The following is an 18,948-nucleotide window of genomic DNA, read 5'->3' as shown; positions in this document are numbered from 1 at the left end:
GTCGTTGCGGCAGCCGCCGGGCGGCCCGCGACAAGGCTCGGCGCAATCGGTTAGCATCGGCGCCTGTCCCCTTCCGCGCTCACCATTGTGGCTTCTGCTGCTCATTCTGCCCCCCGTCCGCTGCCTCCGGCCATGGGTCCGCGCCTTTACGGGGGCGTGGTGGCCCTGCTGGCGCTGGCTGGGCTGGCGGGCTGGTTCCTGCTCTATCCCCTCGATCGCTGGATCGCCGCAGCGTTGCTCACCGCCTGTGGGGCGCTGATACTGGCTCGGCCCGCCAGCAGCCTGATGCTTCTGCCCATCCTGTGGCCCGTGGTGGACCTGGCCCCCTGGAGCGGCCATATTCATGTGAATGAGAGCGACGCCCTGGTGCTCGTCACCCTGGCGGCCCTCGGTCTGCGGGAATGCCTGGCCCCGTCCCCCGTGACACTGGCCGGGCGGGCGCCGGTCAAGCTCAACCTGGGGGCGCTCAGTGTCTTCGGCCTGCTTGCCCTCAGTGTGGTGGTGTCCGGGGCCCGGGGCCTTAGCCCCCTGCCGGCATTCGATGCCGCGGCCCTGGTGGGTTACGGCTCCACCCTCAACGCCCTGCGGATCGGTAAGGGCTTCGTGCTGGCCTTCGCCCTGATTCCCTTCATCCATCTGGCCATCCGGCGGGATGGTGAGGTCGCTCTCGGGCATATCGTTACCGGCTTCACCTTCGGCTTCGCCACCTGCGCCGTGGCCGCCCTGTGGGAGCGCATGAGCTTTCCCGGCTTGGCCAATTTCGCCTCCGACTACCGCAGCACGGCCCTCTTCTGGGAGATGCATGTGGGTGGGGCTGCGCTGGATGCCTGGCTGTGCCTGAGCTTTCCTTTCAGCTTGCTGTACCTGCGCCTGGCTCGCAGCAACCTGGCCCGGGCGGCCGGGCTGGTGGTGATCGCCGTCGGCAGTTATGCCTTGTTCACCACCTTTTCACGCATCGTCTATGCGGCGGTGTTCGCGTCGGCCGTGCTGATCGGGTTGGTGGCGATGCTCCAGCCCGATGCTGGCCACTCAAGCGGGGTGGGGCGTCGTGGCCGGATCGGGGGCCTCGCCCTGCTGGCCGGTGGTGCCCTGGCCGGCTGCCTGCTGAGTTTTCAGGCCGGTGGTTATCGGGGTATGGGGGCCTATGGCGGTTTGGTCATGTTGACCTATATGGGGGGCGGCAGCGTGCATGCCGCCCGGGCCGGTTCTCTGATCACCGGTGTGCTGGCCGGGCTGGTGCTGGCGGGCTTGAGCCTGCTGGCGGCGTGGTGGATACCCAAGGGGCCTTATCTGATCTATACCCTGTCCGCCGGGCTGGCCGGGCTGCTGCTGGTCAAGGGCTTCCTGCACCGCGTACCGCCGGCTCCTGCTCTGGTCACCACCCTGCTGGTGTGGACGGCGGTGAATGTGGTGCTGGTGTGCGCCCACTGGGGTGAAAGTGTGCACCTGCCCGAGGCTCTGCTGGCCGCTGGCTTGGTGCTGGTGGTGCTGGTCGTGCAGTCGGCCAGCCCGCGTCCCTTGTGGGTGCCGCAACTGCACAGCCTGCATGTGGTGGGGGGAGTGCTGGCGGTGGGCGGCATGGCCATCGCCACCCTGGGCAGCTACTACATGGGCAGCCGCCTCGCCAACACCGGGGAAGACCTGCATTACCGCACCACCCATTTTTCCCAGAGCGCCGGCATGGTGCAGGGGCCGGGGGCGGTGCTCTTCGGCCTGGGCCTGGGGCGCTACCCGGACAGCTACTTCTGGAACGTGCCCGACCCGGGCGTGCCCGGCTTCCTGGCCCTGCAGGGCGGTGTTGGCGAGCGTTACATGCGCATCGGTGGCGAGCGCCACACCCTGGGCTATGGCGAAGTCCTGCGCCTGACCCAGCGTGTCTCGGGTAGTCTGGCGGCGCCCTTCCATTTCCGGCTGAGAGCCCGCAGCGACGTGGACATGACCGTGAGCCTGAGCCTGTGTCGCAAGCAACTGCTCTACCCGGAGGACTGCACTGGCAGTGCCGTGAGTCTCAAGGGGGGGGCCGGCTGGCAGGACTTTGAGCTGAAGGAGCGGGACGGGGGCGAGGCCTTCACCCGAGCCGGCTGGCCGCCGCGGCCGGCCAGCCTGGCGATCCAGGTGGATGGCCACGGTCAGGTGGATATCGACGATGTGCAGGCCTTCGATGGTCAACTGCGCCCCTTGCTGCGCAACGGCGATTTTGAGGGTGGGGTGGATTACTGGTTCTTTACTTCCGACCGGGACCACTTGCCCTGGCACGCCAAGAACGTTTTCGTGCATGTGTATGTGGAGCAGGGCCTGTTCGGCCTGGTGAGCCTGGTGCTGGCCTTGCTGGTGGCCACGGTGCATCTGCTGCGGATGCCCACCCGGCAGCATCCCTTGGCGCCGGTGCTGCTGGCTTCCCTGGCTGGCGTGACCACGGTGGGTCTGGTGGATAGCCTGCTGGACATGCCGCGCATCACCCTGATGATCGTGATCGTGCTGTGGCTGGGCCTGAGCCTGCGCCTGCCCCAGCCCCAGCCCCAGCCCCAGCGATGAGGCCGGGTCTGCTGCGCTGGGGCTGCGCCGGTCTGGTTGGCCTGGCCATGCTGGCCGGGTCCGGGCAGGCGGCGGTGATTGCCGTCGGGCCGCTGGAAAGCGTGCGCCGCATTGCCGACGCCGCCCGCCTGGCCCGGGATGGCGACACCGTGCTGATCCAGCCCGGCACCTATACCGGCGACGTGACCGTGTGGCCACAGAAATCTCTGGAGATCCGCGGTGCGGGCGTGCGCCCGGTGCTCGACGCAGGGGGCGCGGTGGCGGAGGGCAAGGCCATCTGGGTGTTTTCCGACGGGCATTTCAAGGTCAGCAACATCGCCTTCCGCGGTGCCCGCGCGGCCGACCACAACGGCGCTGGCATCCGCTTCGAGCGTGGCCGCCTGGAGGTGCGAGACTGCCTTTTCGAGGACAACGAGCACGGTATTCTCACTGCGAACTTTGCCGATGCCGAGCTCACAGTGGCGGACAGCGTGTTCCGGGATGCGCCCCAGGACTCCCGGTCCCTGCACCATCTGCTCTATGTGGGCCGTATCGGGCGTCTGTCGGTGGAAGGCAGCCGCTTCCATGGCGGCTATCAGGGCCATCTGTTGAAAAGTCGCGCCCGCCATAACGACATCCGCTACAACCTGCTGGTGGATGGGCAGGCCGGGCGGGCGTCCTATGAGCTGGAGTTTCCCGAGGGAGGCGTGGCGGTGGTGGTGGGCAATGTGATCGGGCAGGGGGCCGACAGCGCCAACCCCACCCTGCTGGCTTATGGCGCAGAAGGTGGCCGCTGGCCGGAGAACCGCCTGCTCATGGCCCATAACACCCTGATCAGCGAGGGCTGGCGGCCGGCCCTGTTTGCCCGGGTGTGGGGTGACAGGCTGCCTGACGATACCCGTATCATGACGCGCAACAACCTTACGGTGGGTTTCGGCATCTTTACCCTGGGGCTGCCGGGCCGGCACCAGGGCAACTACGCCCTGCCGCCCGGGGCGTTGGATCCGCTGCGGCTGGATTTCACCTTGGCCACCGGCTCGCTGTTGCGCGGCCGGGTAAGCCGGCTGGAGCAGGCGGACGAGGCAGCCCTGCGACCGACGGCGGAGTTTCGCTTTCCGGTGGGCCGCACACCCCTGGTGGAACCGGCGCGCTGGGTGCCCGGGGCCTTCCAGCGGGCAGAGGCGATGCTGACCGGTGTCGCTCCGCCGTGACGGCTGCGATGCTCAGGCCGCCGGCCGGGGAACGGCCTTCTCTCCGTCGGGAATCACCGTGACGCGGACTTCAGGCACCTGGGCCAGGCCGCCGAGGATCACCCCGCGCAGGGGCGATACATCCTGAAAGTCGCGGCCCCAGCCCAGGGTGACGTGACGCACGTCGGGCTGGATGCCGTTGGTCGGATCGTATTCGACCCAGCCGTTCTCCGGGCACCACACCGCGACCCAGGCGTGGGAGGCGTCGGCGCCGATCAGGCGCGGCTTGCCCGGCGGCGGGTCGGTGAGCAGGTAGCCCGACATGTAGCGCGCCGGCACGCCCACCGAGCGCAGGGCGGCGATCATCAGGTGGGCGAAATCCTGGCATACCCCGCGTTTCTTCTTCAGCACCTCGTGCACCGGTGTGCTCACCTCGGTGGCCTTGGCGTCGAAGGTGAAGGTCTTGAAGATCAGCTCCATCAGGGCCCGGGTGGCCACCAGCAGGGGCAGGCCGGGCTTGAAGGCGGCCTGGGCAAACTCGGCCAGCTGGGTATCCCGGGGTACCCGGGGCGAGGCGTAGAGATAGCGCAGGGCGTCGAGGGTGTCGGCGTCGCGGGGTTCGGGGCGGTAGCGCAGGCTGTCGCGCACGCTCTCCCACTCGGGTGAATCCTCGGCCTTGGGCAGCGGCCGGCCGATCACCGTGACGTGGCTCTCGGCGCGTACCAGCAGGCCGTCGTGGGGGGTGTCGAGGGACAGCCAGGCCACCGGGTTGCCGAAGGCGTCTTCGCCCTCGCTGAGCCGGGCCAGGTCGGGTTCGATGGTGATGCCCCCGGATTCGCGGGTCTGCCAGGGCAGCTCCCGGGGGATCAGGTGCAGCAGGTGCTGGGCCAGGGAAACCGGCACGCCGCAGGGGGCGTACTCGGTTTCGTGGATGATGGTGTAGGGAACGCGGCGGGTCATTGGGGAAAGGGCCTCAGGCTGCGAAGGTGGCCTGACCGGCACCGCCCACATGGCTGAAGAAGCGCATGGCCAGGCGGTCGGACAGGGTGCGTCCGGCCCGGGCCAGGTCATCCAGGCGCTTGGCCAGTTCGAGGGTGGCCTCGGCCCGCTCACTCTCGGGGCCGGCGGCCTCCAGGTTGGCCCACGGGAAGTCCTGCAGGGCGGAGAAGCTGGCGTCCAGTTCATCGGTGCCCAGGTCGCCCCCATCCACCTCGAAGTTGCGCAGGTAGTTGGTGAGCATGCGCACCTGGAAGGCCAGGGCATGGGGGTTGGCGCCGTCCATGGTGAGCATGTGGATGGCGGGCAGCAGCTCGGGCTGGGCACGGTAGCGGGTGCGGTAGGTGATGATGGAGTCGCACAGTTCGAGCAGGGCCTCCACGGCCAGCTCGCGCTGCAGCGGGCCGGCAATATCCACGTGGCGCCGCAGGAAGCGCGCCAGGCTGCCGGAGAGGTTGTCGAGACGCTCGATGCGCCGCCCGACGATGTGCAGGCGCCAGCCCATGTCGCGGGTCATGTTGTCCATGGCGAAGCCGGACAGGGACACGAAGGTGGTCAGGGCCTCGTCAAGGAATTCAAGCAGGGCCGAGACGTCGGAGACCCGCCCGCGGGCACTTTCGAGTTCGGCGGAGAGGCGCTTGAGGGCATGCCAGTGGTCGAGGGAGAGGTGCTCCCGGGCCTGGGTGGCACACCAGGTAAGGCGCTGCAGGTTGGCCGCCAGGCCGCTGTCGGAGCGCCGGTCGAGCACTGCGCGAAAGAGATCCAGCTCGGCCTTGGCCAGGGGCAGGGTGGACACTTTCTTCTCCACCAGGCCGGCCCCGGCTGCCAGCTCCAGCATCATCGACAGGGCGCCGGCCCGCTCGGTGCGACGCCCTTCGGAGAGGCGCGACAGGGACAGGCGGGCAAGGCGGGCCACGGCGTCGCAGCGTTCGCCATAGCGCCCGAACCAGAACAGGTTTTCGGCCAGGCGCGACGACAGGGTGCCGGTCTCGTCGATCAGGTCATCGACCCGGATGGTGTTCTGGAGCAGGCTGAAGGTGGATACCGGGCCGTCGGAGAGCACCCAGGTGTCCTTGCTGCTGCCGCCCTTCTGCATGGTCAGGATGCGGGTGTTGTCCACCCCGGCCACCCGGGCCAGGCCGCCGGGCAGCACGCTGTAACCTTCCGGGGTGATCGCCGCATACACGCGCAGGCCCATGGCCCGGGTCATCAGCTTGCGGCGCTGGCCGCCGGACCACGCCGGGGCGCGGGACAGCTTGACCAGTTCCTGGGCGACGAAGGCCGAAGGGTCGGCCTCGATGCGGCGGGTGAGAGCGTCCAGCTGCTCGTCGTTGAGCTGGTCGCCGAAGATGACTTCGCTGCTGCCTCCGGGGAAGGTGGGCTTGATGACCAGATCCTTGATGTTCTTGATCACTTCGGCCCGGGCGGGCTCTTCGCCGCACCACCAGGTGGCGACGGAGGGCATGGCCAGCTCCTCGCCCAGCAGGTGGCGCGAGATGCCGGGCAGGAAGCCGGGCAGGGCCGCGGATTCGAGCAGCCCGCTCCCCAGGGCATTGGCTACCAGTACCCGGCCGGCGCGCACGGCGCTGAGCAGGCCCGGGATGCCCAGGGCCGAGTCGGCACGCAGCTCCACCGGGTCGCAGAAGTCGTCGTCGAGACGGCGCAGGATGGCGTGCACCCGCTTCAGGCCGGAGACGGTCTTGAGATAGACCGTGTCGTTGCGCACGGTGAGATCTTGCCCCTCGACCAGGGGGAAGCCCAGGTAGCGGGCCAGGTAGACGTGCTCGAAATAGGTTTCGTTGAAGGGGCCGGGAGTGAGCAGCACGGTGAGGGGCGGCTCGCCGTCCGACGGAGCCTGGCTGCCCAGGCTGCGCTGCAGGCCGCGGAAGAAGCCGGCCAGGGTTTGAACCTGGAGGTCACGGAACAGGTCGGGGAAGGCCCGGGACACCAGCAGCCGGTTCTCCAGGGCGTAGCCGGCGCCGGAGGGCGACTGGGTGCGGTCGGCGATGACCCACCACTGGCCGTCGGGCGAGCGGGCCAGATCGGCGGCGTAGAGGTGCAGGTAGGTGTCGCCGATGGGCTGGATGCCCTTGCATGGCCACAGGAAGCCTTTGTGACCATGGACCAGCTCGGGGGGCAGCAGGCCCTCGGCCAGGGTAGTCTGTGCGCCGTAGAGGTCGGCCAGCAGCGCGTTGAGCAGGCGGACGCGCTGGCTGATGGCGGCCGAGATGCCGCGCCATTCGTCTGCCGGGAGGATCAGGGGCAGGAGGTCGAGAGACCAGGGGCGATCAGTGCCGCGGGGGTCGGCATAAACGTTGTAGGTGACGCCGTTCTGCTGGATGCCGCGGGACAGCTGGGCAGAGCGGGCCTTCAGGGTGTCGGCACTGACTTCGTCGATGTGATCGAGGAATTCCTGCCAGTGGGGGCGTACGCCGTCTTCTCCGAACAGCTCGTCGTAGCTGTCGGGGCGGTAGGGGTAATGGGCAAGGATCGAGCTGGGCATCCGCAGAAACTAACACTCTTGCCGGCATTCGGGAAATGGCGGAATGCGCAGGGCGCATGCGCTTGGCAGGCGGGAGGGCTTGGCCCTCCCGCCTGCAGGCCGTGTTGGCGCTGCGCTGTTCAGCGCCGCAGATCGAGGGTGAAGGGGAATTCCCGTTCGACCGGCGAGACCTTCACCTGGGGTTCGCCCGGGGTGTGGCCCATGCGGAAGAAGCGCGCCAGGCGCCGGCTTTCGGCCTCGAAGGCGTTGACAGGGAAGGTCTCGAAGCTGCGCCCGCCCGGGTGGGAGACGTGGTACTGGCAGCCCCCGAGGGAGCGGCCGGTCCAGGTATCCACCAGGTCGAAGACCAGGGGCGCATGGGGCGGAATGGTCGGGTGCAGGCAGGACGGCGGCTGCCAGGCCCGGTAGCGCACCCCGGCCACATGCTCGCCCACCGTGCCGGTGGGCTGCAGAGGGATGGTGCGGCCATTGACGGCGAGGAGGAAGCGGTCGTCCGACATACCCGTGGCCCGCACCTGCAGACGCTCGACGGAGGAGTCGACAAAGCGCACGGTGCCGCCAATGGCCCCTTCCTCGCCCATCACGTGCCAGGGTTCGAGGGCGCTGCGCAGCTCGACCTCGATGCCGCGCACGGCAAATTCGCCGATCTTCGGGAAGCGGAACTCCATGTGCGGGGCGAACCACTCCGGCTTGAAGGCCAGGCCGTGGGCCTGCATGTCTTCCATGACGTCGTTGAAATCCTGCTCGACGAAGTGGGGCAGCAGGAAGCGGTCGTGCAGTTCGGTGCCCCAGCGCACCAGGCGCTCGGGGGTGTAGGGGGTTTCCCAGAAACGTGCCAGCAGGCCGCGCAGCAGGAGCTGCTGGGCCAGGGACATGCGTGCGTGGGGGGGCATCTCGAAGGCGCGCAGTTCCAGCAGGCCAAGGCGCCCGGTGGGGCCGTCCGGCGAGTAGAGCTTGTCGATGCAGAACTCGGAACGGTGGGTGTTGCCGGTGACGTCGATGAGCAGGTTGCGCAGCAGGCGGTCGATCAGCCACGGCGGCACGCTCTCGCCGACCTTCGGGAACTGGCGGAAGGCGGTTTCGATTTCGTACACCGAGTCGTTGCGGGCTTCGTCGATGCGCGGTGCCTGGCTGGTCGGGCCGACGAACATGCCGGAGAACAGGTAGGACAGGCTGGGGTGGTTGTGCCAGTAGGAGATCAGGCTGCGCAGCAGGTCGGGGCGTCGCAGGAAGGGCGAATCGGAGGGCACGGCGCCGCCGAGCACGAAGTGGTTGCCACCACCGGTGCCGGTGTGACGACCATCGACCATGAACTTCTCGGTGGTCAGGCGCGAGTAATGGGCCGACTCGTAGAGGTGGGTGGTGCGGTCCACCAGCTCTTCCCAGTTGCTGGCCGGGTGGATGTTCACCTCGATCACACCGGGGTCGGGGGTGATGCGGAAGTGCTGCAGGCGCGGATCGGACGGGGGCTCGTAGCCTTCCAGCACCACCGGCATGCCGAGCTCTTCGGCGGTGGCCTCGATCGCGGTGACCAGTTCGAGGTACTTCTCGAGACTGGACAGGGGGGGCATGAAGATGTGCATGGTGCCGTTGCGCGGTTCGGCGCACATGGCGGTGCGCACGATCCAGTCGGCCGACTTGAACATCTCGGGCTGGCGGTCGGTGGGGCTGAGTTTTTCAGCCTCGCGGGCAGCCTTCAATGCGGCAGCGGCCCGGGCTGCGGCAGAGGAGCCAAAGCCGGCCTCGTCATCCTTGAGAGCGTTGAGCACTGCCGTCTGGCCACCGGGCAGCTGACGGCGGATGGTTGTGTAGTCGGGCAGGGGCGGGAAGGACTGGTGGCTGTCGGTGGGGTTGACGTAGGGGTAGTCGCCTTTGGCCACCCAGGGCTGGGAGTCGAGCGGCAGGCGATAGCCCACCGGGGAATCGCCGGGGATCAGGTAGCAGCGTTCGTCACGCAGGAACCACGGCCCGGTCTGCCAGGTGCCTGTGTAGGCGTTGAGGCTGATCGGCAGTACGTAGCCGACCGGGTTGGGCAGGCCGTGCTCATACACGCGGCGGATGCGGTCGCGCTCCAGGGGGTCGTCCAGACGGGCATCGAAGGGGTCTACGTTGCCCGGCAGACGGCGTTCGCGCCACAGGTAGTAGAAGGCGTCCTCGTAAGCCGGGAATACCCGGCGCTGGTCCACGTCGAGGCGGGCAGCCACACCGGCCAGGAAGGTGTGGGCCTTGTCCACCTTGACGTCGCCGGGGGTGTTGGCGTCGCCGATGAGGTCGGGGTTCATCCACACCGGCTGGCCGTCCTTGCGCCAGAAGCAGGTCAGGGACCAGCGTGGCAGCTGCTCGCCCGGGTACCACTTGCCCTGGCCGAAATGGGCCAGGCCGAAGGGGGCGTACTTGTCGCGCAGGCGGTGATAAAGGTCTTCGGCGCGGACGCGCTTGGTGGGGCCCATGGCCTCGGTGTTCCACTCGGCGCCATCCGGATCGTCGATGGACACGAAGGTCGGCTCGCCACCCATGGTCAGGCGCATGTCGTTGGCTTCGATGTCCGTGTCGATGAGGTGGCCCAGGGCTTCGATCTCGGCCCACTGCTCTTCGGTGTAGGGCTTGGTGACCCGGGGTGCTTCCTTCACCCGGGTGACCTTCATGTGGTGTTCGAACTCGCACTCGCACTCGTCGATGAGGCCGGACACCGGAGCGGCGGAGGACGGGTCTGGCGAGGCGGCCAGCGGAATGTGCCCCTCGCCGGCAAACAGCCCGGAGGTCGGATCGAGGCCGACCCAGCCGGCGCCGGGCAGGTACACCTCGGTCCACGCGTGCAGGTCGGTGAAGTCCACCTCGGTGCCGGAGGGGCCATCGAGGGATTTCACATCGGCCTTCAGCTGGATCAGGTAGCCCGACACGAAGCGCGCCGCCAGGCCCAGGTGGCGCAGCAGCTGGACCAGCAGCCAGGCCGAATCGCGGCACGAGCCGGTGCGCTTGGCCAGCGTTTCCTCGGGCGTCTGCACGCCGGGCTCCATGCGGATCACGTAGCCGATGTGCTGCTGCAGGTCGGCGTTGATCTTGACCAGGAAGTCCACCATGCGCAGCTTGTCGCGGGGGATGGTGTCCAGGTACTTCTGGAATTCGGGGGTGACCTCTTCTTTCAAGCGGTAGGGGGCCAGCTCATGGCTCAGGGCACCAGCGTACTCGAAGGGGAAGTTCTCGGCCTCGGGCTCCAGGAAGAAGTCAAAAGGATTGATGACCGACATCTCGGCCACCAGATCGACCTCCACGCTGAACTCGGTCACCTTCTCCGGGAAGACCAGGCGCGCCAGGTAGTTGGCCTGGGGGTCCTGCTGCCAGTTGATGAAGTGCGGCTTGGGCAGCACCCGGAGGGAGTAGGACAGGATGCGCGTGCGGCTGTGGGGCGCCGGGCGCAGGCGCACGACCTGCGGGCCGAGGTTCACCGGGCGGTCGTACTTGTAGGAGGTCAGGTGATTGAGGGCAACGTGAATGGTCACGGGATACTCCGTTCTTGGGGCTGCGGGTTTCAGGCTTGCCTGGACCTCTAGCAAGCTTCACGCCACCCGGTTTACCCCTCCCGTATTGCACCCGTTTTGCGTTTCTCCAGCCTGCAGGGGGGTTTGGCCGCCGTTATGGGGCATCCGGCGCCCTGCAGGACGTTTCGCGCGGATGTCATGCACCACTGTGGACACCTCGCCATGCACTTCAATGGTGCAATTTCTGGGGCAGGCGGAGTCTTGGACTGACGTTCCTGCCAAGCGGGCCGACCCCAGCCCTGTTTACCTGGCCTCTGCCAGTGTTGCTGGGGTTGTGGTGAACCAGTCCAGGGTTCCGGCCAGGCTCACCACCTCACCGACGATCAGCAGCGCCGGGGGGCGGATGCCCGCCGCCACTGCACGCCCAGGCAGGTTCTCTAGCGTGCCGGTGAGCACCCGCTGGCGGGGCGTGGTGGCGTTTTCCACCAGTGCGGCCGGTGTGCCGGCGCCCCGACCGTGGGCGATCAGCGCGGCACAGTGGGAGGCCAGCTGGCCGACGCCCATGTAGATCACCGCCGTTTGATGGGGGCGGGCCAGGGCCACCCAATCGAGGGCCGATTCCCCCTCCCGGCGGTGGCCGGTGGCGAACACCACTGACTGGGCATGATCCCGGTGGGTCAGGGGAATGCCTGCGTAGGCCGCCGCGCCGCAGGCCGAGGTGATGCCCGGAACCACCTCAAAGGGCACGCCGGCGGCCACCAGCTCTTCCACCTCCTCGCCACCGCGGCCGAAGATGTAGGGGTCGCCCCCCTTCAGGCGCACTACTCGCCGGCCCTCCCGGGCCAGGCGTACCAGCAGCTGGTTGATCTGCTCCTGGGGCAGGGTGTGATGGCCGGATTCCTTGCCCACATAGATTCGTTCAGTGCCAGGCCGAGCCAGATCCAGCACGCCGTCTCCCACCAGGTGATCCACCACCAGCACGTCGGCTGCGCCAATCAGGCGGGCTGCGCGCAGGGTCAACAGCTCGGGATCGCCCGGGCCAGCTCCCACCAGAGCGACACACCCGCAGCGGGGGGCGGGGGGGGTATGTCGGATGGGGCTGGTGCTGGCCCCCCGGTGGCTGCTTAGCAGCGGGTCGATGAGGGCACGCAGGCTGGCGGCTGCGGGCAGGGCGACACGGGCAACGAGGGGGGGGGACATGGGGAACTCCCGGGATCATGACGACCGAAATCTATCAGTGAGCCTGTTTTTTCGTACTTGACCCCAGTCAAGGTGGGGACATGCCTACGAAGCGCACTCTTCGCCCGGAGCGGGAAAGGCCGCTTGGGTATGTGTTGGCTTCATTCAAGGGAGATGGAAGATGAAACTGTGGAAGACCGGAGCGATTGCCGTGGCACTGCTGCCCCTGGCTCTGTCGCAAGCCTTCGCCGAGGACGGAAAGAAGAACGTCACTGCGGCGGAAGTCCAGTACCAGGCGGGCGGCTCACCCCTGGCCAACGTGGATATGTATCAGGACATCAACCCCAAGGCCCCGCCCATGAGCAAGGCGGAGTTCGACAAGGCACGCCAGATCTACTTTGAGCGCTGTGCCGGGTGTCACGGTGTGCTCCGCAAGGGCGCCACCGGCAAGCCCCTGACCACCGACAAGACCCTGGCAGCCGGCACCGACTATCTGAAGGTCTTCATCAAATACGGCTCGCCTGCCGGCATGCCCAACTGGGGCACCTCCGGCGAGCTGACCGATGATGAAGTCGACCTGATGGCCCGCTACATCCAGCAGACGCCGCCGCAGCCGCCCGAGTACGGCCTGAAGGACATGAAGGCGACCTGGAAGGTCATCGTGCCGCCCGAGCAACGGCCGAAGAAGAAGATGAACAGCTACAACATCGAGAACATCTTCTCCACCACCCTGCGCGATACGGGCGAGATCGCGCTGATCGACGGCGACACCAAGAAGATCATCAACGTGGTCAAGACCGGCTACGCGGTGCATATCTCCCGCGTCTCCGCTTCCGGCCGCTACCTGTTCGTGATCGGTCGCGATGCCAAGATCAACATGATCGACCTGTGGATGGCCAAGCCCGACAACGTCGCCGAAATCCGTGTCGGCCTGGAGGCCCGCTCTGTCGAGACCTCCAAGTTCAAGGGCTACGAAGACAAGCTGGCCATTGCCGGTTCCTACTGGCCGCCCCAGTACGTGATCATGAACGGTGACACCCTTGAGCCGCTCAAGATCATGGCCACCCGTGGTATGACCGTCGGCGAGCAGGAGTTCCACCCCGAGCCGCGCGTCGCCTCCATCGTGGCCTCGCACTACAAGCCCGAGTTCGTGGTGAACGTGAAGGAAACCGGCAAGACCCTGATGGTGAACTACAGCAACATCAACGAGATCACCACCAAGGAGATCCCGGTTGCCAAGTTCCTGCATGACGGCGGCCTTGACAGCTCCAAGCGCTACTTCATGATCGCGGCCAACCAGTCCAACAAGATCGGCGCCATCGACCTGAAGGATGGCACGCTGGCCGGCCTCATCGACGTGGGCAAGATCCCGCACCCGGGCCGCGGCGCCAACTTCAACCATCCGAAGTATGGTCCGGTGTGGTCCACCGGCCACCTGGGTGACGATACCATTGCCCTGATCGGTACCGACCCGGTCAAGCACAAGCAGTATGCCTGGAAGATGGTCGAATCCATCAAGGGCCCTGGTGGCGGCGCACTGTTCATCAAGAGCCACCCGAAGTCCACCCACCTGTATTCCGACGCCCCGTTGAACCCGGACCCGAAGATCTCCCAGTCGGTCGTGGTGTATGACGTGAAGAACCTGGCTGCCGGCTACCAGACCCTCCCGATCGGTGAATGGGCCGGCCTGAAGGACGACGGTGCCAAGCGCGTGGTGCAGCCGGAATACAACAAGGCGGGCGACGAAGTCTGGTTCTCGGTATGGAGCGCCAAGAACAAGGAGTCGGCAATTGTGGTGGTGGATGACAAGACCCTGAAGCTCAAGGCCGTCATCAAGGATCCGCGCCTGATCACCCCGACTGGCCACTTCAACGTCTATAACACCCAGCACGACGTCTATTGATCCCGCGTCTGGTACGCCCCGCCTGCCCGGGCGGGGTGCTGACGCCCTTACACAAGGAGAGACCGATGAAGATTGCACTGACCTGTGCCGCGCTGCTGGCCACCCTGAGCAGCGCTTCCGCTCTGGCGGCCGATCCGGCTGCGGCAGCCCAGAAGGCCGGCTGCATGGCCTGTCACACCATGGACAAGAAACTGGTAGGGCCGTCCTTCAAGGACATCGCGGCCAAGTACAAGGGCCAGGGTGACGCCGTGGCCAAGCTGAGCGACAAGGTGCGCAAGGGCGGGGCAGGCAACTGGGGGCAGATCCCCATGCCGCCCAACCCGGCCGAGAAGATCGGCGATGCCGATCTGAAGGAGGTGGTGGGCTGGATCCTGAAGAGCTGAGTGCTTCAGGTCTGAAATGCAAACGGGCCCAGTGGGGCCCTTTGCATTTCAGTGGCCCTTCAGCGCGTAGATGCCCGGTGCGTTGCGCCAGTAGCCCTTGTAGTCCATGCCACCGCCGAAGAGGAAACGGTCGGCCACCTCCAGCCCGGTAAAGTCTGCACGCATGCCCGGGTAGGCTTTGCGATCGTGCATCTTGTGTACCAGCACCGCCGAGTGCACCTCGCGGGCGCCCTCCTGCTTCAGGTAGTCGACGATCGCTGCGAGGGTGTGGCCTTCGTCGAGGATGTCGTCGAGCACCAGCACATGGCGGTCACGCAGGTCTTGGGTGGGGCGGACGCGCCAGTCCAGAAGCGTGCCCTGCAGGGCATGGCCGTAGCGGGTTGCGTGGAGGTAGGCCAGTTCAAGGGGAAAGGGCAGGCGTGGCAGCAGGCGCCCGGCCAGGATCAGGCCCCCGTTCATCACCACGTAGACCAGGGGGTTCTTGTCCTGCAGGCGCACCGTGATGTCGGCGGCGAGCTGGTAGAGGGCGGCATCCACCTCAGCGGGGGTGCACAGGCAATCCGCTTCCTCACGGGCACGGCGGATTTCTTCCAGATCGACGGTCATGGCAGTACGGTGAAGTTCACGGAATCAGGTTGCGGGCACGGCGTAGCAGCTGCCAGCCCAGCCAGCCGCGGCGCGCCCAGCGCAGGGCGGCCCGCGGACGGGCGACCACCATAAAGATGGCCAGGCCAGACAGAAGGGGGGCGTTGTCGCGGGCCCACAGCACGCCGTTCACGACCCGGTCGACGCCGCGCAGCGCGGGTGTGAAGGCCTGGGCATGGTGAATCAGGGCGTCGCGCTGTTCTGCGCTGCGGGCCTGCAGGCGCTGCTTGCGCAGGGCCAGTTCGACGAGTTCGGGCTTCATTCCCGGGGACGCAGGGCTTCCCGGTCCTGGGCGATCTCGGCCAGGCTGGAGGAAAACAGGCGCGAGCCGGAGCGCATCCGAGCGGCTGCACGGGTGGCAGCCCACACGCCGGCGATGAACAGGCCGGTAGTGGCCAGGCCCAGGGCCAGCAGGCGGTGGCTGTCCCAGAACAGCACGGTAAGGAAGGCCATTAGAAAGACCATGCCGAAACCGATGAACAGGGCGGCAAGCACTGTATCGAACAGGAAGCCGCTGGCACGCAGCTTCTCTTCCTTGAGTTCGATGGAGAAGAGTTCGAGCCGGGTCTGGAGCGTGGCCAGACCCGAATCGGCAAGCCCCTTGAGGGACTCACCGAGGCGCGTGGGCGCGGAATCGCTCATCGGACGAGCGGCCGCTTAGCGGCGGTTGACCAGCAGGCCGAGCAGGAAGCCCACGCCAGCAGCCACACCGACGGCCTTCCACGGGTTGTCATGGACGTAGTCATCGGTGGCGCGGGCTGCAGCCTTGGTTTTCTGAACCACGGCGGCCTCCAGATCCTGCAGCTTGTACTTGGCGGAGGTCAGCTTTTCGGACAGACGGCCACGTACGTCGGCCACTTTATCCCCGGCCTGGCCGGCGGTGAGCTTGAGCAGCTCTTCGGTGTCGGCCACGACGGCCTTGAAATCGGAAACCAGTTTTTCCTTGGTGACTTGTGCTTCGCTCATGGTGTGCTCCAGGTGAAAGGCAAAAAAGTGAGTGGGTCGGTGGTCTGCAGCCCCCTGTATATCCGGACCTAGGCTAATCCGATTTGTTCCCCGTGGCAATGCAGGCGGCTTGTCCGGGAGACCCGGGTGTGCGCCGGAAGACCCGCGCCAGCAGGCCTTCCAGGTCATCCACGTAGGTGTACACCGCGGGTACCACCAGGAGGCTGAGCAGCGTCGAGCTGATCAGTCCGCCAATTACCGCGATCGCCATTGGCGCCCGGAAGCTTGGGTCGGCACCCAGGCCCATGGCGATGGGCAGCATGCCGGCGCCCATGGCCAGGGAGGTCATGACGATGGGCCGGGCGCGCTTGCGGCAGGCATCCACCAGGGCATCGAAGCGGTTCAGCGCCACGCCGCCACGGCCGCGACGGGCTTCGATGGCGTACTCGATGAGCAGGATGGAGTTTTTCGTCACCACCCCCATCAGCATCAGCAGGCCGATCAGTGAGGGCATGGAGAAGCTGCTGCGGGTAGCCAGCAAGGCCACGAAGGCGCCGCCGATGGCCAGGGGCAGGGCCGCGAGGATGGTCACCGGTTGGGTGAAGCCCTTGAACAGCAGCACCAGTACCATGTAGATGCACAGCACGCCGATGCCCATGGCCAGCCCGAAGCTGCCGAACAGCTCCTGCATCATCTCGGCGTCGCCGGAGTCGGCCAGGCGCACGCCGGGGGGCAGGTTCTGCAGGGCCGGCAGGGCCAGGGCCTCGTTATAAACCTCGCCCAGTTCGCGCTGGCCGAGTTCGACTTCGAGGATCACGTTGCGGCTGCGGTCCAGGCGATTCACCTGGGCCGGGCCGCTGTCCATGCTGATGCTGGCCACGTTGGCGAGCTGTACCGGGCCATTCTTGCCCGGTACGGTGAGGCGGCCGATGGCGTCCAGGTCGGCACGCACCGCATCGGGCAGGCGCACCCGGATGGGTACCTGACGGCGCTCCAGGTTGAGTTTGGCCAGGCCCACGTCGTAGTCGCCGGCGGTGGCCACGCGCACCGTCTCGCCGATGGCGTCGGCGGTCACGCCCAGGTCGGCAGCACGGGCGAAGTCGGGGCGCAGCACCACCTCGGGGCGCACCAGGCTGGCGCTGGAGGTGATGTTGCCAACCCCCTGCAGGGTGCGCAGGTCGCGGGTGGCAGCCTGGGCGGCGACACTCAGGGCGGCCGGGTCGTCGCTCTTGAGCACCAGGATCATCTTCACCCCCGAGTCGGCCGGGCCGACGGTGACACGTACGCCCGGCAGCACGCCGAGGCGTTCGCGCATCTCCACCTCCACCGCCTGCTGATTGCGGTGCCGTTCGGTGCGATGGCTGAGGGTGACGGTGAGTACCGCGCGGCGCACTTCAGCTGCTGCGCCGGGATTGAAGCCGTCACCGGCCGCGCCGCCACCGATGGAGCTGAACACTGCCTTCACGTCGGGCATCGTGGCGATGGCGGCGCGGGCGGTCTCGGCCGCCGCCCAGGTCTCCTTCAGGGTACTGCCCGGGGGCAGCTCCACGTTTACCAGGGTCTGGCCTCGATCGGCGGGAGGCACGAAGCCGGTGGGCAGCAGCGGGATCAGCATCACCGAGCCGATAAAGAAGGCGATGGCGCCGAGCAGGGTCAGGAGGCGATGGCGCAGGCACCATTGCATGCTGCGCATGTAGCCGCGCATGATGCGGCCTTCCGGGACTTCGCCATGGGCCACCGGGCGCATGAAGTAGGCGGCCATCATCGGCGTGAGCAGGCGCGCCACCACCAGCGAGGCGACGATGGCGAGCACGGCGGTCCACCCGAACTGCTTGAAGAACTTGCCGGCGATACCTGCCATGAAGGCGGTTGGAAGGAACACGGCGACGAGGGCGAAGGTGGTGGCGATGACCGCCATGCCGATCTCGTCGGCGGCCTCCATGGCTGCCTGCAGGGGTGTCTTGCCCATGCGCAGGTGGCGGGCGATGTTCTCGATCTCGACAATGGCATCGTCCACCAGAATGCCCACCACCAGGGCCAGGGACAACAGGGTGACGGTGTTGAGGGTGAAGCCAAACCAGTACATGCCCAGGAAGGTTGGAATCACCGACAGGGGCAGGGCCAGGGCGGCGACGATGGTGGCGCGCCAGTCGCGCAGAAACCACCACACCACCAGTACGGCCAGCAGGGCACCCTCATAGAGCAGCTGCATGGAGCCGTCGAAGTTCTCCTGCACCGCGGCCACGTTGTCGTAGGCGTGGGTGAAGCGCAGCTCCGGGTGGGCGGCCTGTAGTTCGGCCACGGCCTTCAGCACCCCTTCGGTAACGGTGATCTCGCTGGCGCCCCGGGTGCGCGAGACTTCGAAGCCCACCACGGGCTTGCCGTCGAGCAGGGCCACCGAGCGGCGTTCGGCGGTGGTGTCGGTGATGGTGGCGATGCGCTCCAGGCGCACGCTCCGTCCGCCAGGCAGGGGCACGTCCATGGCCGCCAGGGCCTGGGCACTGGCTACCGTGGCGATGGTGCGCACGGCCTGTTCGCCGCCACCCACGTCGCCGCGGCCGCCGGGGGCTTCGAGCTGGGCCCTGCGCAGCTGGCGCGAGACGTCTGCGGCGCTGACCCCCAGGGCGGTCATGCGATCGGCGTCCAGCTCCACGCGCAGCTCGCGGGTCAGGCCGCCCATGCGCTTGACGGCCCCGACACCTTTCACCGCCAGCAAGCGGCGGGTCACGGTGTCATCCACCAGCCAGCTCAGGGCTTCCTCGTCGAGGGTGTCGGAGGTGAGGGTCCACGCCCCGAGGGGCCGGCCGGCGGTGAGAATCTTGGCCACCACCGGGTCGCGCACGTCGGCGGGGAGGTCGGAGCGCACCCGGCTGACGGCAGCGCGGACCTCGGTTTCGGCTTCGTTGGCGTTCTTTTCCAGCTCGAACTCGATGGAGATGCTCACCTCTCCGTCGAGGATGGTGGTGTACATCTTTTTGATCTGGGCCAGGGTCGCAATGCTGTTTTCCAGCTTGCGGGCAACCTCGGTCTCCAGGGTGCCGGGGGCTGCGCCGGGCAGGCTGGCACTGACCGTGACCACGGGCAGTTCGATGTCCGGAAAGTCCTGCACGCCGGACCCCCGGAAGGCCAGCAGGCCGGCCAGGGTGAGCAGGGCGAAGAGGAGGATCGCCGGAATGGGGTTGCGGATGGATAGGGCGGAGAAGTTCATGGT

General features: G+C 67.3%; 13 protein-coding genes. 4 read left to right on the top strand and 9 right to left on the bottom strand.

Annotated features, from left to right (window positions below; all coding sequences use genetic code 11):
* Positions 1–132: 132 nt before the first annotated feature.
* Positions 133–2,535, top strand: a complete 2,403-nt coding sequence (locus PHI64_RS03500) for a hypothetical protein (RefSeq protein ID WP_299878652.1) — start codon at positions 133–135, stop codon at positions 2,533–2,535.
* On the top strand, positions 2,532–3,725 hold the full coding sequence (locus PHI64_RS03495) for a hypothetical protein (protein ID WP_299878649.1): 1,194 nt from the start codon (positions 2,532–2,534) through the stop codon (positions 3,723–3,725). The genes PHI64_RS03500 and PHI64_RS03495 overlap by 4 nt, the downstream gene beginning before the upstream one ends.
* Positions 3,726–3,737: 12 nt before the next feature.
* Here the strand turns inward: PHI64_RS03495 and PHI64_RS03490 are convergent, their stop codons facing one another.
* From PHI64_RS03490 to cobA, 4 genes are all read right to left on the bottom strand, one after another.
* Positions 3,738–4,664 carry a transglutaminase family protein gene (locus PHI64_RS03490; protein ID WP_299878646.1) on the bottom strand — a complete coding sequence of 309 codons (927 nt, stop codon included), beginning with the start codon at positions 4,662–4,664 and terminating at the stop codon, positions 3,738–3,740.
* A gap of 13 nt (positions 4,665–4,677) precedes the next feature.
* Positions 4,678–7,203 (bottom strand): circularly permuted type 2 ATP-grasp protein, encoded by a 2,526-nt coding sequence (locus PHI64_RS03485; protein ID WP_299878644.1) that lies wholly within the window; start codon positions 7,201–7,203, stop codon positions 4,678–4,680.
* Between the two features lie 119 nt (positions 7,204–7,322).
* Entirely contained in the window at positions 7,323–10,703 is a 3,381-nt protein-coding gene (locus tag PHI64_RS03480) for a DUF2126 domain-containing protein (protein ID WP_299878639.1), read from the bottom strand.
* A gap of 282 nt (positions 10,704–10,985) precedes the next feature.
* Complete coding sequence (cobA, locus tag PHI64_RS03475) at positions 10,986–11,882, bottom strand: uroporphyrinogen-III C-methyltransferase (RefSeq protein ID WP_299878636.1); 897 nt, start codon at positions 11,880–11,882, stop codon at positions 10,986–10,988.
* Between the two features lie 160 nt (positions 11,883–12,042).
* Here cobA and PHI64_RS03470 point away from each other — a divergent pair, with 160 nt between their 5' ends.
* Both PHI64_RS03470 and PHI64_RS03465 read left to right on the top strand, forming a co-directional pair.
* Positions 12,043–13,764 (top strand): nitrite reductase, encoded by a 1,722-nt coding sequence (locus PHI64_RS03470; protein WP_299878633.1) that lies wholly within the window; start codon positions 12,043–12,045, stop codon positions 13,762–13,764.
* A gap of 65 nt (positions 13,765–13,829) precedes the next feature.
* Positions 13,830–14,147 carry a c-type cytochrome gene (locus PHI64_RS03465; RefSeq protein ID WP_299878630.1) on the top strand — a complete coding sequence of 106 codons (318 nt, stop codon included), beginning with the start codon at positions 13,830–13,832 and terminating at the stop codon, positions 14,145–14,147.
* Positions 14,148–14,195: 48 nt separating this feature from the next.
* On the opposite strand, the gene PHI64_RS03460 is transcribed toward PHI64_RS03465, so the two are convergent.
* The 5 genes from PHI64_RS03460 to PHI64_RS03440 all read right to left on the bottom strand — a co-directional run bounded on the left by PHI64_RS03460 (position 14,196) and on the right by PHI64_RS03440 (position 18,945).
* Entirely contained in the window at positions 14,196–14,753 is a 558-nt protein-coding gene (locus tag PHI64_RS03460) for a hypoxanthine-guanine phosphoribosyltransferase (RefSeq protein ID WP_299878627.1), read from the bottom strand.
* Positions 14,754–14,769: 16 nt separating this feature from the next.
* Positions 14,770–15,054 carry a YqjK-like family protein gene (locus tag PHI64_RS03455; RefSeq protein WP_299878624.1) on the bottom strand — a complete coding sequence of 95 codons (285 nt, stop codon included), beginning with the start codon at positions 15,052–15,054 and terminating at the stop codon, positions 14,770–14,772.
* Positions 15,051–15,434, bottom strand: coding sequence for a phage holin family protein (locus PHI64_RS03450; RefSeq protein WP_299878621.1), 384 nt, complete (start codon positions 15,432–15,434; stop codon positions 15,051–15,053). Before PHI64_RS03450 ends, PHI64_RS03455 begins: the two co-directional genes overlap by 4 nt.
* Positions 15,435–15,449: 15 nt before the next feature.
* The gene (locus PHI64_RS03445; protein WP_296566668.1) at positions 15,450–15,758 is read right to left on the bottom strand and encodes a DUF883 family protein; all 309 of its coding nucleotides are present in this window, start codon (positions 15,756–15,758) and stop codon (positions 15,450–15,452) included.
* Between the two features lie 73 nt (positions 15,759–15,831).
* Positions 15,832–18,945, bottom strand: a complete 3,114-nt coding sequence (locus PHI64_RS03440) for an efflux RND transporter permease subunit (RefSeq protein ID WP_299878616.1) — start codon at positions 18,943–18,945, stop codon at positions 15,832–15,834.
* Between the last annotated feature and the right edge of the window lie 3 nt (positions 18,946–18,948).

The organism is Zoogloea sp. (assembly GCF_028689785.1).
In the GTDB taxonomy this organism is placed as follows: Bacteria; Pseudomonadota; Gammaproteobacteria; order Burkholderiales; family Rhodocyclaceae; genus Zoogloea.
The sequence above is the reverse complement of the archived record's forward strand: the minus strand, read 5'-3'. Positions and strand labels throughout refer to the sequence as shown.

Coding starts and splice junctions, on each gene's coding strand:
- PHI64_RS03450 (WP_299878621.1), bottom strand. CDS start 15,434: ATGAGCGATTCCGCGCCCACGCGCCTCGGTGAGTCCCTCAAGGGGCTT.
- PHI64_RS03495 (WP_299878649.1), top strand. CDS start 2,532: ATGAGGCCGGGTCTGCTGCGCTGGGGCTGCGCCGGTCTGGTTGGCCTG.
- cobA (WP_299878636.1), bottom strand. CDS start 11,882: ATGTCCCCCCCCCTCGTTGCCCGTGTCGCCCTGCCCGCAGCCGCCAGC.
- PHI64_RS03470 (WP_299878633.1), top strand. CDS start 12,043: ATGAAACTGTGGAAGACCGGAGCGATTGCCGTGGCACTGCTGCCCCTG.
- PHI64_RS03460 (WP_299878627.1), bottom strand. CDS start 14,753: ATGACCGTCGATCTGGAAGAAATCCGCCGTGCCCGTGAGGAAGCGGAT.
- PHI64_RS03490 (WP_299878646.1), bottom strand. CDS start 4,664: ATGACCCGCCGCGTTCCCTACACCATCATCCACGAAACCGAGTACGCC.
- PHI64_RS03465 (WP_299878630.1), top strand. CDS start 13,830: ATGAAGATTGCACTGACCTGTGCCGCGCTGCTGGCCACCCTGAGCAGC.
- PHI64_RS03445 (WP_296566668.1), bottom strand. CDS start 15,758: ATGAGCGAAGCACAAGTCACCAAGGAAAAACTGGTTTCCGATTTCAAG.
- PHI64_RS03455 (WP_299878624.1), bottom strand. CDS start 15,054: ATGAAGCCCGAACTCGTCGAACTGGCCCTGCGCAAGCAGCGCCTGCAG.
- PHI64_RS03500 (WP_299878652.1), top strand. CDS start 133: ATGGGTCCGCGCCTTTACGGGGGCGTGGTGGCCCTGCTGGCGCTGGCT.
- PHI64_RS03440 (WP_299878616.1), bottom strand. CDS start 18,945: ATGAACTTCTCCGCCCTATCCATCCGCAACCCCATTCCGGCGATCCTC.
- PHI64_RS03485 (WP_299878644.1), bottom strand. CDS start 7,203: ATGCCCAGCTCGATCCTTGCCCATTACCCCTACCGCCCCGACAGCTAC.